This is a genomic window from Pseudomonas sp. MHK4, assembly GCF_054600775.1.
The window spans coordinates 96,156-109,511 of sequence record NZ_BAAIAK010000009.1 but is presented as its reverse complement, the minus strand read 5'-3'; the positions used below and the strand labels follow the sequence as shown (position 1 = coordinate 109,511).

At 61.8% G+C, this 13,356-nt stretch carries 11 protein-coding genes; 7 read left to right on the top strand and 4 right to left on the bottom strand.

Annotated elements, in window-relative coordinates:
* Window positions 1-2: 2 nt before the first annotated feature.
* From ACYP2Q_RS21745 to ACYP2Q_RS21735, 3 genes are read right to left on the bottom strand one after another with little or no spacing between them, the layout of a single operon-like run.
* On the bottom strand, window positions 3-911 hold the full coding sequence (locus tag ACYP2Q_RS21745; protein ID WP_459732387.1) for a LuxR C-terminal-related transcriptional regulator: 909 nt from the start codon (window positions 909-911) through the stop codon (window positions 3-5).
* A complete protein-coding gene (locus tag ACYP2Q_RS21740) occupies window positions 908-2,326 on the bottom strand; it encodes an aminotransferase (protein ID WP_459732386.1) in 1,419 nt (472 codons plus the stop codon). The genes ACYP2Q_RS21745 and ACYP2Q_RS21740 overlap by 4 nt, the downstream gene beginning before the upstream one ends.
* 41 nt (window positions 2,327-2,367) lie before the next feature.
* Window positions 2,368-3,474, bottom strand: coding sequence for a polyamine ABC transporter substrate-binding protein (locus tag ACYP2Q_RS21735; protein ID WP_459732384.1), 1,107 nt, complete (start codon window positions 3,472-3,474; stop codon window positions 2,368-2,370).
* A 218-nt stretch (window positions 3,475-3,692) separates the two neighbouring features.
* Here ACYP2Q_RS21735 and ACYP2Q_RS21730 point away from each other — a divergent pair, with 218 nt between their 5' ends.
* The 5 genes from ACYP2Q_RS21730 to ACYP2Q_RS21710 all read left to right on the top strand — a co-directional run bounded on the left by ACYP2Q_RS21730 (window position 3,693) and on the right by ACYP2Q_RS21710 (window position 9,870).
* Entirely contained in the window at window positions 3,693-4,475 is a 783-nt protein-coding gene (locus ACYP2Q_RS21730; RefSeq protein ID WP_459732383.1) for an enoyl-CoA hydratase-related protein, read from the top strand.
* Entirely contained in the window at window positions 4,472-5,653 is a 1,182-nt protein-coding gene (locus tag ACYP2Q_RS21725; protein ID WP_459732381.1) for an acetyl-CoA C-acyltransferase family protein, read from the top strand. Before ACYP2Q_RS21730 ends, ACYP2Q_RS21725 begins: the two co-directional genes overlap by 4 nt.
* Window positions 5,654-5,903: 250 nt before the next feature.
* Window positions 5,904-7,073: an aromatic ring-hydroxylating oxygenase subunit alpha gene (locus tag ACYP2Q_RS21720; RefSeq protein WP_459732380.1), complete on the top strand. Its 1,170-nt coding sequence runs from the start codon at window positions 5,904-5,906 to the stop codon at window positions 7,071-7,073.
* A 58-nt stretch (window positions 7,074-7,131) separates the two neighbouring features.
* The gene (locus ACYP2Q_RS21715; protein ID WP_459732379.1) at window positions 7,132-8,793 is read left to right on the top strand and encodes a choline dehydrogenase; all 1,662 of its coding nucleotides are present in this window, start codon (window positions 7,132-7,134) and stop codon (window positions 8,791-8,793) included.
* Between the two features lie 9 nt (window positions 8,794-8,802).
* Window positions 8,803-9,870 carry a GlxA family transcriptional regulator gene (locus tag ACYP2Q_RS21710; protein ID WP_459732378.1) on the top strand — a complete coding sequence of 356 codons (1,068 nt, stop codon included), beginning with the start codon at window positions 8,803-8,805 and terminating at the stop codon, window positions 9,868-9,870.
* A gap of 2 nt (window positions 9,871-9,872) precedes the next feature.
* On the opposite strand, the gene ACYP2Q_RS21705 is transcribed toward ACYP2Q_RS21710, so the two are convergent.
* On the bottom strand, window positions 9,873-10,601 hold the full coding sequence (locus ACYP2Q_RS21705; RefSeq protein ID WP_459732377.1) for a class II aldolase and adducin N-terminal domain-containing protein: 729 nt from the start codon (window positions 10,599-10,601) through the stop codon (window positions 9,873-9,875).
* 201 nt (window positions 10,602-10,802) lie between these two features.
* On the opposite strand from ACYP2Q_RS21705, the gene ACYP2Q_RS21700 reads away from it, so the two are divergent.
* Both ACYP2Q_RS21700 and ACYP2Q_RS21695 read left to right on the top strand, forming a co-directional pair.
* Entirely contained in the window at window positions 10,803-12,278 is a 1,476-nt protein-coding gene (locus tag ACYP2Q_RS21700; RefSeq protein WP_459732376.1) for an aldehyde dehydrogenase family protein, read from the top strand.
* A gap of 102 nt (window positions 12,279-12,380) precedes the next feature.
* Window positions 12,381-13,316, top strand: a complete 936-nt coding sequence (locus ACYP2Q_RS21695) for a choline ABC transporter substrate-binding protein (protein WP_459732375.1) — start codon at window positions 12,381-12,383, stop codon at window positions 13,314-13,316.
* Window positions 13,317-13,356 lie beyond the last annotated feature (40 nt).

The window sequence follows — 13,356 nt, the reverse complement described above, 5'->3', positions numbered from 1 at the left end:
TTTCAATGCCCGCGCAGCCACTCGATAAACAACGCAAACAACTCCGACTGCGACCCCACCTCCAGCTTCAAATACAGATTCTTGCGGTGCATGCGCACGGTTTCCGGGGAGATGTTCATCTGGCTGGCCGTGGATTTCACCGAGTGGCCCCGAAGCACCATGTGCGCCACTTCGCGCTCGCGCTCGGTGAGCAGGTCGCTACCGAAATGCTCGAACGCCAATTGCACCCGATGCTTGAGATCATCGCGCAGGCCTTGATCGTCATTGCCCTGGATCTCGCTACTGCGCTGCAGGCCACGCCGGCTGAACTCGCTGATGAATTCGCGCACCAGCGGTTCGACGGCGCGCAGCAGGTTCAACTGCTCGACGCCCAGGCATGCACCGCCAAAACCTTGAAACAGGCTCACGGAGATTTTCGTGTCATTGCCCGTATCGACGATGTAGTAGCTGTCTTCCGAACAGTTGGCCTTCAGGTAATAGGTCTTGTAATAGTCGCTGTCGAAGAAGTTGTCCGGCGCAATGTCCGCAAGGTGATAGAAGCCCTGCGCCAGTCCCTGCTCCACCGCCAGGCAGAACGGATCGAGCAGATAGCCCCCGGCGAAATAGCGCTCGAGAATCGAGACTTGGTACTCCTGCGCAATGCCGCGCTGATGCAGCAACTGCGGTGCACGGTCCTTGCGTTCCAGGCTGATCATCACCGACTCGATGGACACCAGTTGGCCCAGCGCCGACACCAGGTATTGCAATGCGTCAGGCTCATCGACATGGGCGAAGGCCTCGCGCATGCCCCCATGCCATTTATGCAATGCCCCGAAGGGCACCGCGATCAGCGTATCGTCGTTTGGTCTGCTCATGCCCCGCAGTCTAGCGGCTGGGCAAGTCCTTGGTAACAGCCTGGCCGACGAAATCATTGGCCGGCGTACTGTCCGCTCGCCTCAAGCTCGGCCGCCACTTCGAGAATGCACAGCCGCAGGATCTCGACGATTTCATCGACCTGGGTATAGGTGAGGATCAGCGGCGGCGACATCACGTTCAGGTGCATGATCGGCCGCACCAACAGGCCCCGGGCCTGGGCGCGTACATGAATTTTCTCGCCGATGTTGATTTCGTCAGCAAACAACGCCTTGGTGCGTTTGTCGGCGACGAACTCCACGCACGCCATCAGTTTCAGGCAGCGCACATCACCCACCAGGGGCAGATCGCGCAACGTCGCCAGGCGTTGTTCCAGATAGCCACCGACATCGTCGACGTGGGCCAGCAGGTTTTCCCGTTCGATGATCTCGATGTTTTTCAGCGCCGCCGTGCAGCACACCGGATGCCCGCTGTAGGTGAAGCCGTGGGTAAAGCAACGGCCCTTGCCTGGCTCGGCGATGACTTTCCAGATACGGTCGGAAAAGATGCACGCCCCCAGCGGCAGGTAAGCCGAGGTCAGGCCCTTGGCGGTGGTGATGATGTCGGGCTGCATGTCGAACACATCCAGGGAGGCGAAGAACTTGCCCAGGCGCCCGAACGACGTCACCACCTCGTCGGCCACGAACAGGATGTCGTAGCGCTGGCAGACTTCCCACATGCGCTTGAGGTAACCCTTCGGTGGAATGATCACCCCGCCCGAGCCCATCACCGGCTCGGCGAAGAAGCCGGCGACCTTGTCTGCGCCGATCGAGAGGATCTTGTCTTCGAACTCTTTGACCAGGAACTCGAGGAACTGCGCCTCGTCCATACCATCCGGCGCGCGGTAGGGGTTGGGATTGGACACGTGGTGGATCAGCGGGTTGGCGTAATCGAACTCCGGCACCCGGTCGGCGGCCTTGTTGCCGATCGACATGGTCAGCGTGGTGGAGCCGTGGTACGCGTTGAAACGGGCGATGACGTGCTTCTTTTCAGGCAGGCCACGGCAGTTCTGGTAGTACTGGATCAGCCGGTAAGCGGTGTCCACGGCGGTCGAGCCGCCGGTGGTCAGGAACACGTGGTCGAGGTCGCCCGGGGCCAGGCTGGCGAGTTTTTCACACAGCTCGATGGCGACGTTATTGGACATGTCGGAAAACGGGTTGGAATAAGCCAGTTGCCGCACCTGATCGGCGATGGCCTCGGCCATTTCCTCCCGACCCAAGCCAATGTTGGTGCACCACATGCCGCCCACGGCATCGAGAAAGCGATTGCCCTGGGTGTCGTAGATATAGGCGCCGTCGCCAGCGACGATGTTCAAGGAACCCTGTTCGGCATGCTCGTCGAACACGTGATAGCCGTGCATATGATGGGCCTTGTCGGCCTTGACCAGCCGGGACTCGTCCGCCGGGGAAAAAACGCTGCGTGTTGGCGTCGCCATAACAATAAACCTCTAACCGGATTGACTAACGATCGAACGAATCAGATGCCGCTTTTCACGGTGCTCCAGACCCGGGTCATGGCCCGCATGTCCTTGGCGTCCTGGGTCTTCTGCGGGAACAGCCGTTCGCGGGTGGCTTCATCGGGGTAAATCGCCGGGTTGTTGCGCACGTCGGCGTTCAACAGCGGCGTGGCTGCCGCGTTGCTGTTGGCGTAATGGATGTAGTCGGTGACGTCCGCCATCACCTGCGGCTGCATCAGGTATTCAAGGAACTTGTGGGCATTGGCGACATGGGGCGCGTCGGCCGGGATGTACATGTTGTCGAACCAGATCAACGAGCCTTCCTTGGGAATGAAATAGGACAGGTTGATGTTCAACTTGGCTTCTTCGGCGCGGGCCATGGCGGTGGCGTAGTCGCCGGACCAGGTCATGGCCATGCATACGTCGCCGTTGGGCAGGCTGGTCAGGTAGTTGACCGAGTCGAATTTGCGGATGTACGGCCGCACCGACAACAGCAATTCCTGCGCTGCCTTCAGGTCCTCAGGCTTGGCGCTACGTGGATCGCGACCGAGGTACTTGAGGGCCAGGGGGATCACTTCCGTGGGCGCATCGACCAGGGTCACACCGCAGTCGGCGAAGCGCGAGACGATCTTCGGATCGAAAATCATCGCCAGCGAGCCGATCGGCGCATCCGGCATGCGCTCCTTGATCTTGTCGACGTTGTAGGTGATGCCGTTGCTGCCCCAGGTATAAGGCGCAGAGTAGGTCGGGCCCGGGTCGAACCCTTGCAGGTCGTGCAGGACTTTCGGGTCCAGGTTGCTCCAGCCCGGCAGCAGCTTTTTATCCAGTGGCTGGAACACCTTGGCCTGGATCAGCGGCGGCGCGAGGGACGCATTGAGCACGATCAGGTCGTACCCGGAGTGACCGGTGAGCAACTTGGCCTGCACCGTTTCATAGGCATCGAAGGTGTCGTAGATCACCTTGATACCGGTGGCCTTCTCGAAATCGGCCAGGGTTTTCTCGCCGATGTAGTCCGCCCAGTTATATAGCCGCAGCGTATTGCTGTCGTTCACCTCGCCAGCGTGGGCACTCAGGGTCAGGGGTACAACAAACAGACTGGAAATCACCTTAAGCAGTGTCTTGCCCATAGCAAATGCACCTTATCAAGCGAGTTCGGCTCTGGATGAGCGGATGACCCTACTATTGGTGGATTAGCCCGACGGCACCATACCCCGAATGGGTGTGTGGGCCGCTTTGACGGCACGATATGGCAAAAAGCATCAGGTCGGTTGACCCGTTTTGTCATAGCTGCGGGGCTAACCTGACGCTTAAAGTGGCCGTCGAACCGACTCTGCAAGAGCCAGCAATGACCGACCTGATCAAGCAAGACCATCGCGATGGCGTGCTGACACTGACCATCGATCGCCCGGACAAGCTCAATGCCCTGACCAACGGCATGTACACGCGCTTGGCCGACCTGCTGTTTGCGGCTGACGAGAACGACGAAATCCGCGTAGTCATCGTGACCGGTGGCCCGAATTGCTTTACCAGTGGCAACGACCTGGTGGACTTCCTGCAAGATCCGCCGACGCACCTGGACAGCCCGGCCTTCCGCCTGATGCGCGCCGTGACCCACCTGCAAAAGCCGTTGATTGCGGCGGTGTGCGGCGCTGCCATCGGCATCGGCACCACCCTGCTGCTGCATTGCGACCAGGTGCTGGTGACCCGCAACGCCAAGCTGCGCACGCCGTTCGTCAACCTGGGCCTGTGCCCCGAGTTCGGCGCCAGCCTGCTGCTGCCACGGCGCCTGGGCCACGCCCGCGCCGCGAGTTTGCTACTGTTGGGCGACAGCCTCGATGGCAGCGAAGCGGTGGCCTGGGGCCTGGCCAACGCTGTCTTCGATGACGGCGAACAATGCCTGGCCGCGGCGGCCAGGATCGCCCAGCGCTTTCTGGCGATGCCCCCGCAAGCCTTGCGCGAGTCCCGGCAACTGATGACGCAGGCCGGCATGGCCGAACTGCAAGCCACCCTGCGCGAAGAAAATTTGCTGTTCATTCAGCGGCTGAACACCGCTGAGGCGAAAACCGCCTTGAACGCCCTGCTCAATCGCAGTACAGATAAGAATCCACCGAAAGGAACACAGCCATGAACACTCCGGAAATTTTCGTCGTCAGCGCCGCCCGTACCGCCATTGGCACCTTCGGCGGTGCCCTCAAGGACGTGCCACCGGCCGAGCTCGCGACCACCGCCGTGAAAGCCGCCCTGGAACGGGCCGCCGTCGATCCAGCGCTGGTCGGCCATCTGGTGATGGGCCACGTGATCCCGACCGAAACCCGTGACGCCTACATCTCCCGGGTCGCCGCGATGAACGCCGGCATCCCGAAAGAAACCCCGGCCTACAACGTCAACCGCCTCTGCGGCTCCGGCCTGCAAGCAATCATCAGCGCGGCTCAGACCTTGATGCTGGGCGATGCCGACATCGCCGTCGGCGCCGGTGCCGAATCCATGAGCCGCGGGCCCTACCTGCTGCCATCCGCCCGTTGGGGCGCGCGCATGGGCAATGTCCAGGCCGTCGACTACATGCTGGGCATCCTGCATGACCCGTTCCACAACATCCACATGGGCATCACTGCGGAAAACGTCGCTGAACACAACGGCATCACCCGCGAAATGCAGGATGCCCTGGCTTTCGAAGACCAGAAACGCGCCGCCCATGCGATTGCCAACGGCTACTTCGTTGATCAGATCGCGACCGTGGAAATCGCGGATCGCAAGGGCACCAAACTGTTCAGCGTCGACGAACACCCACGCGCCACGTCCCTGGAGCAGTTGGCTGCAATGAAGCCAGCCTTCAAGAAGGACGGCTCGGTCACCGCCGGCAACGCCTCCGGCCTGAACGACGGTGCTGCCGCCCTGGTGATGGCCACCGGCGCTGCAGTACAGGTCAACAACCTGCGCCCACTCGCCCGCCTGGTCAGCTACGCCCACGCCGGCGTCGAACCGACACTGATGGGCCTGGGCCCGATCCCGGCCACCCGCCTGGCACTCAAGCGCGCCGGCCTGACCGTCGCCGACATGGACGTGGTCGAAGCCAACATCGCGTTCGCCGCGCAAGCCTGCGCAGTCAGCCAGGAACTGGATCTGGACCCGGCCAAGGTCAACCCGAACGGCTCGGGCATCGCCCTGGGTCACCCGGTAGGCGCGACCGGCGCCATCATCGCCACCAAGGCCATCCACGAACTGCACCGCACTGGCGGCCGTTACGCCCTGGTGACCATGTGCATCGGCGGCGGCCAGGGCATCGCGGCGATCTTCGAACGCGCCTGACCCCTACCCTGCAGGACCTGTAGGACCTGTAGGACCTGTAGGAGCTGTCGAGTGAAACGAGGCTGCGATCTTTTGATCTTGAAAATCAAAAGATCGCAGCCGGCGGCAGCTCCACCCATCCCATCTCCCCTTGATGTTTTTGCCTGGCAACTGGTCGCTTTTCGTCAATCCGTCCCCCTTCGTGCCCCCTAGATTAGGACCCAGAACACGAAGCCGTGCCGTGCGGCCAGTCAGCGAGGAGATCATCCCCATGCAAAGTTTTCAGAACCGCAAGCAGCAGAGCCCTGTCGACGGTTGGGATCATCAGGACCCGGAAGAAGCCTTTACCCTGCCCTCGCGTTACTTCTACGACGAGACTCTGTTCAAGGCCGAGCGCGACAACATCTTCATGCACGCCTGGCATGTGGCCGGCCACGTCAGCGAGTTCGCCGAGCCGGGGCAGTACGTGGTGACGGATCTGTTCGACCAGAGCGTGGTGGTGGCGAAAAATCGTCAGGGGCAAATTCATGCGTTCCACAACGTTTGCCAGCATCGCGGCAATCGCCTGCTCGAAGAACGGCGCGGCACCACCGGTGGCGTGGTGCGTTGCGCCTATCACTCGTGGTGCTACGAAATGGACGGCAGCCTGCGCAGCGCGCCCCGTTGCGAAAAGATGAAAAACTTCGAGTTGCAGCAGTTCAACATCCCGCAGATCCGTACCGAAGAATTGGGCGGCTTCATCTACTTCAACCTCGACCCGGCCGCACCTTCGCTGCGCGACCTGTGCCCCGGTGCCGATGAGGAAATGCGCCGGGTATTTCCAGACCTGGCCAACATGCGCTTGATCGAAGAGCAGGACGTGATCGTACCGGCCAACTGGAAAGTGATCATGGACAACTCGATCGAAGGCTATCACTTCAAGCTGTCGGGCCCCTGCCACATCGACCTGGCCAGACTCATCGACTTCAAGGGCTATCAGTTGAGCAAACGCGACAATTGGTGGACCTACATCGCCCCGGCCAACCTCACCGTGACCGAAGCCTATGGCGTGCCACTGCGCAAAGACCTCAACCCGCATGAATGCTTCTTCAACATCGGCATGTGGCCGAACAATACCTTCTACACCTTCCCGTTCTCGGAGTTCCTGGGCTCGTTCATCATGATTCCGCTGGACGCCGAGCGCTCGTTGCTGCGCTTTGGTTACTACTCCAACAATGCCGAAACCGCGGCGGTCAGCCAGGCGTGCATGAAGTGGATGAACGAGGACCTGGGACCTGAAGACATCGCGCTGAACATCTCGGTGCAAAAAGGCCTGCATTCGCTGGGCTACGACCAGGGCCGCTACATGATCGATGCCCAGCGCAGCAATGAAAGCGAGCACCTGGTGCATCACTTTCATCGGTTGGTGTTCAACGGGATTCATAAATCGTCGTCGATCTGAAACGCGGTCCCACAGGGTTTTGGGTCATGACCTTTTCATTGATGGAGCACAACGAACCATGGACAACCATGCGTTTGATTACCTGATTGTGGGCGCGGGATCAGCCGGCTGCGTGCTGGCCAACCGCTTGAGCGAAGATCCGGCGGTGCAAATCCTGCTGCTGGAGGCCGGACCTGCGGACAAGAGCTGGACCATCGACATGCCGTCCGCCGTCGGGATCGTGGTCGGTGGCACGCGCTACAACTGGAGCTACACCTCCGAGCCGGAACCGTATCTGGACGGCCGTCGGATCGGCACGCCGCGCGGCCGGACCCTCGGTGGTTCGTCGTCGATCAACGGCATGGTCTACATCCGCGGCCATGCCCGGGATTACGACGGCTGGGCCGAGCAAGGCTGCACAGGCTGGCGTTACCAGGAGGTGCTGCCCTACTTTAAACGCGCACAAACCCATGCGGATGGCGGGGATGATTACCGTGGGGCGGCGGGTCATCTGCATGTCACTCCCGGCGACACCCAGACGCCATTGTGTGCGGCGTTTCTGGCAGCCGGTGCCGAGGCCGGCTACGGCTTGAGCAGCGACTTGAACGGTTATCGCCAGGAAGCCTTCGGTCCCGTGGATCGCACCACCCGCGGCGGACGGCGCTGGAGTACGTCGCGCGGCTATCTGCGCGAGGCGCTGGCGCGTGGCAATGTGCGGGTGGCCACCGATGCGTTGGCGTTGCGTATCCTGTTCGACGGTCAGCGCGCCATCGGCATCGAATATGAACAGAACGGTGAAGTCCATCAGGTCCACGCCCGGCGTGAATTGTTGCTGACGGCTGGGGCGATCAATTCGCCACAGTTGTTGTTGCTCTCAGGCGTGGGGCCGGCGGCGGAACTGCGCGACTTGGGCATCAGGGTCAAGCATGACCTGCCCGGTGTCGGCCGGCGGCTCAACGACCACCCGGACACGGTCGTGCAATACCTGTGCAAGAAACCGGTGTCGCTCTACCCCTGGACCACCGCACCGGGCAAATGGTGGATCGGTGCCCGCTGGTTCGTCACCCACGATGGCTTGGCGGCCAGCAACCATTTCGAAGCCGGGGCGTTTATCCGCTCCCGGGCCGGGGTCGAACATCCCGACCTGCAACTGACTTTCATGCCGCTGGCGGTGAAACCCGGCAGTGTCGACCTGGTGCCGGCCCACGCCTTCCAGATTCACATCGACCTGATGCGCCCCACCAGCCTGGGCAGCGTCACGCTGAACAGCGCCGACCCCAGGCAGCCGCCGCGCATCCTGTTCAATTACCTGGAAACCGAGCAGGATCGCGCCGACATGCGCGCCGCTGCGCGACTGGTGCGCGAGATCATCAACCAACCGGCGATGGCCGCGTTCAAGGGCGAAGAACGGGTGCCCGGCCCCCACGCCCAGAGCGACGAAGCGCTGGATGCCTGGGCCCGGCAAGTCACGGAAACCGGCTACCATGCCAGCGGTACCTGCAAGATGGGGCCGATCGGCGACCCGCAAGCGGTGGTCGATCCGCAGTTGCGGGTACATGGCCTCGAAGGTTTACGCGTGGTGGACGCTTCGATCATGCCGACTATTGTCAGTGGCAATACCAACGCGCCGACGGTGATGATCGCGGAAAAGGCCAGTGACATGATTCGCGGCAGGCCATCACTTCCAGGCAGCGATGCACCCGTATGGATTCACCCGCAATGGCAGACGCAGCAACGATAGAGGGTCCGCATGAACGATCAGGCACCTGACAACGCTACGCAAACCCGCTTCACCTGGCAGCGCGGCGAGGTTGCGCCGTTGCGGGTCGCGGTGTTGCTGTTGCCATCGTTTTCCAACTTCGGCCTGGCCGCCGTACTGGAACCGCTGGCCATTGCCAACTGGCTGACCCAGCGCACGTTATTCCAGTGGTCGCTGCTGTCGCTGGACGGCGAACCGGTGCAGGCCAGCAACGGGCTGACCACCGTCGCCAGCGACGGCTTGAAGGCCGATCAAGGGTTCGATGTGTGCCTGGTGATCGCCAGTTTCGATGTGCACAAACACAGCCGCAATCTGGCGCTCAAGAGCTGGCTGCGCAAACAGGCGCTGTTCGGTGCGGTGCTGATGGGGGTGGAAACCGGCACCGAATTGCTGGCGGCTGCCGGGGTACTCGACGGTTATGAAGCGGCGGTGCATTGGGACAATTTGCAGGGGTTCCAGGAAAGCTATCCACGGGTCCATGCAAAGCCGCAGCTGTATACCCTGGAACGCCAGCGCATGACCTGTGCGGGCGCCACCACCACCCTGGACATGCTGCTCGGCTGGATCGGCCAGAGCATCGACAGCGATCTGGCACGGGAAATCGGCCTGCACTTGTTGATGGGCCAGGTGCGTGCACCTGCAGACAACCAGCTCGACGGCGGCCTGACCAACACCGGCCTGTATGGCAACAAGATTCGCCGCGCCATTGCGTTGATGGAGCAAGCGCTGGAGGAACCGCTGGAGTGCGAAGCGATTGCAACCCAGGTCGGGCTGTCGCGACGGCAACTGGAGCGGCAATTCAAGCATCAGACCGGCCTCTCGCCGCTCAAGTACTACATCACGCTACGGCTGGCCAGGGCCCATAGCCTGCTGCAACAGACGCGCCTGAGTGTCGCGCAAGTGGCAGCCTGCTCGGGGTTTGGCTCGCTGGAACATTTCTCCCGCACCTACCGCGCCCGCTTCGGCTGCCCGCCCAGCGAAGACCGCAGTCAGATCTGGGCCGCCCCGGTGATGCGCCAGCCGCTGCGCAAGGAGCAGCGGCCGGTCGAGGCGGACTGATTTCACAGGCGATAACCCGGCTCCTCCTCGTCGAGAATCGCCATCAGCGCATCGAAATGCTTGTCGGCAAAGCCCGGATAATCGAGCCATTGGCGGCAGGTCTTGCGCGCAATGTCAGCACTGGCGATGCGCAACTCGCGGCCGGTGGACAGCGCGGTGATGTAGGTCTCGCAGGCCCGTTCGAAGTAATACAGGTCGTCGAACGCCTGGGCGATGCTCGGCGCCGCCACCAGCAGGCCATGGTTGCCCATCAACAGAATCGGTTTGTCCCCCAGCAAGCGACTGACCCGCTGCGCCTCATCCCCCAGGCCCATGCCGTCGAAACCGTCGTCAATGACCATGCGCTCGAAAAAGCGCATGCAGTTCTGTTCGATCGGCGGCAGCCGCGAGTCTTTCAAACAGGCCAGTGCCGTCGCGTACTTCGAATGGGTGTGCAGGATGCAACGGGCGTGGGGCTGGTTGCGGTGCAAGGCGCTGTGCAAGGCCCACGCGGTGATGTCCGGGGCATCCGGGCGATCGAGGCTGGCGGGGTCATCGGCATTGACCCGCAGCAAGTCGCTGGCCTTGATTTGCGAGAAGTGTTTGCCATAAGGATTGATCAAGAACTCACGACCGTCCGCCGACACCGCCACGCTGAAATGATTGGCGATGGACTCATGCAGGTTCAGCCGTGCGGCCCAGCGGAACGCGCAGGCCAGGCGCACTCTCAATTGTTCAACAGATTGATTCATCCCGTGCTCCCAGAGGTTGATCGGTTGCCTGGCAGTGTAGAGAGTCGCCGTGACTGCACTTGACGGGGAACGGCATGCCTTGCCGTTATTCAACGGCACCTGACCCGAGAGAAAACGGCGTGGTTATGCCGCGTTTGATCAAGAGCGACCTTGCGCTGGCCGCCATAGTGAGCAGCACGACCCACTTGGCTGGAGAGGCATATGCTGCAGATTCGTTTGTTCATCGCGGGTGATTGGCAGGCGTCGCACACGGCCCGTTACCGCGACGTGATCAACCCGGCGAACGAGGAAGTCCTGGCGCAGGTAGCCGTTGCCGGACCGCTGGATGCACAATCGGCAATCAGTGCCGCGCGCCAGGCTTTTGATCAAGGGCCATGGCCAACCATGCCGGTCACCGAACGCGCTCGACTGTTGCAGCGCATCGCCGGACTGATCGAGCAGGACGCCGAACACCTGGCGCGCCTGGAAACCCTCAATGCCGGCAAAACCCTGGGAGAAAGCCTCGCTGACATCGGCAACGTGACGGCGACGTTCCGCTACTACGCAGCCTTGCTGGAAAGCGAGAGCGCCAGCGTCAACAGCCACGCGCCGGCCCATGTCATCAGCTTCAACCAGCGTGAACCGGTGGGTGTGTGCGCCTTGATCGCACCGTGGAATTACCCGTTGCTGCAAGCCGTGTGGAAAATCGCCCCGGCCCTGGCCGCCGGCAACACCGTGGTATTCAAACCCAGCAGTCTGACGCCGATGACGGCCCATCGCTTGACGGCACTGCTGGCGCAAGCTGGCTTACCCAAAGGAGTATTCAACCTGCTGTGCGGTCCCGGCGATGTCGGTGAGTTGCTCGCCGCCAGCGATGCGGTGGATCTGGTTTCACTCACGGGTGGCGCGGGTGCCGGCGGCAAAGTGATGCGCGCCGCCACGGGTAATTTCAAGCGCGTGGCGCTGGAGCTGGGCGGCAAGAATTCGAACATCGTGTTCGCCGATGCCGATTTCGAGGTAGCGCTGGATCAGGCGTTGAACGCGGTGTTTTTCAATGCCGGGCAGATCTGCTCCGCAGGCTCGCGACTGTTGGTCGAGGACAGCCTCCATGACCGGTTTGTCGAGGCGTTGCAGCAGCGGATCGTAAAGATTCGCCTGGGCAATGGCCTCGATCAGTCGACGCAAATGGGCCCGCTGATCAGCGCCGGCCAGCGCGACCAGATCCTGACGATGATCGCCGGCGCCGTAGAGCAGGGCGCGACGTTGCTGGCAGGCGGGACGATTGCGGAACAATTCGAACGCGGTTTCTGGTTGCGTCCCACCCTGCTCACCAATGTCACCGCCGACATGCGCATCGCCCGGGAAGAAATCTTCGGCCCGGTCATTACCGTCGAGCGCTTCAGCGGCGAAACCCACGCCCTGCAACTGGCCAATGACACACCTTACGGCCTGGCCGCCGGCGTCTGGACCCGGGACATCGGCAAGGCTTATCGCATGGCCAAGCGGCTGCGGGTCGGCACCCTGTGGATCAACGACTACAACGCCGCCTTCCCCCAGGCGCCGTGGGGCGGCTACAAGTCCAGCGGCATCGGTCGCGAACTGTCGCGCGCCGGGCTCGATGAGTTCACCGAGCTCAAGCACATCTACCTCAATACCGAACCAGCGGCGCTGAACTGGTTCGGGATCGATCAGCCCTGACCGGGCCGGATCAACGCGTTAAAGCAGGTTTTGCCGCCTCTACAACAACAAGAAGACCCACACCCAAACCGCTGCCGACGTTTACCTTCGAGGAGTTGATCCATGAAAGCCTTGCTCTTGCTTGCATCCATCAGTTTGCCCCTGCTCGCCCAGGCAGCGGAACCAGAGTCCTGCGCCACGGTGCGCTTCTCCGATGTCGGCTGGACCGACATCAGCGTCACCACGGCCGTCGCCAGCGAAGTCCTGGAATCGCTCGGCTACAAAACCAAAACCACGCTGTTGTCGATTCCGGTGACCTACCGCGCCTTGTCCTCGGGCAAGGAGCTGGATGTGTTCCTCGGCAACTGGATGCCCACCACCGAAAACGACATCAAACCCTACCGCGACGCCGGCACCGTGGAGACGGTGCGCGCCAACCTGCACGGCGCCAAGTACACCCTGGCGGTGCCCGATTATGTGTACGACGCCGGGCTGCACGACTTCGCCGACATCGCCAGGTTCAAGGACAAGCTCAACGGCCAGCTTTACGGCATCGAACCGGGCAACGACGGCAATCGATTGATCCAGAGCATGATCAACAAGAACGCCTTCGGCCTGAAGGACTTCAAGATCGTCGAATCCAGCGAAGCGGCGATGCTCTCGCAACTCAAGCGTGCCACGCGCAAGCACGAATGGATGGTGTTCCTTGGCTGGGAACCGCACCCGATGAACACCCGCAATAACATGAAGTACCTCAGCGGCGGCGACGAGTACTTCGGAGCCAACTTCGGCCAAGCCACGGTCTACACCAACGTGCGCAAAGACTACCTCAAGGAATGCAGCAACGTCGGCAAACTGCTGCAGAACATGGAGTTCAGCCTGGCCATGGAGAACCAGTTGATGGATGCGGTGTTGAACCAGAACCAGAAGCCACGGGCAGCGGCCAAGGCATGGTTGAAGGCCAATCCGGCGGTGCTGGAGGCCTGGCTTTCCGGGGTAAGCAGCCGCGATGGACAAGACGGGTTGAAGGTCGTGAGTAATCGGTTGGTCAGTCAGTAATCGTTGACTCGAAACATCTCTGTCGTTTGAAAGGCCGTCA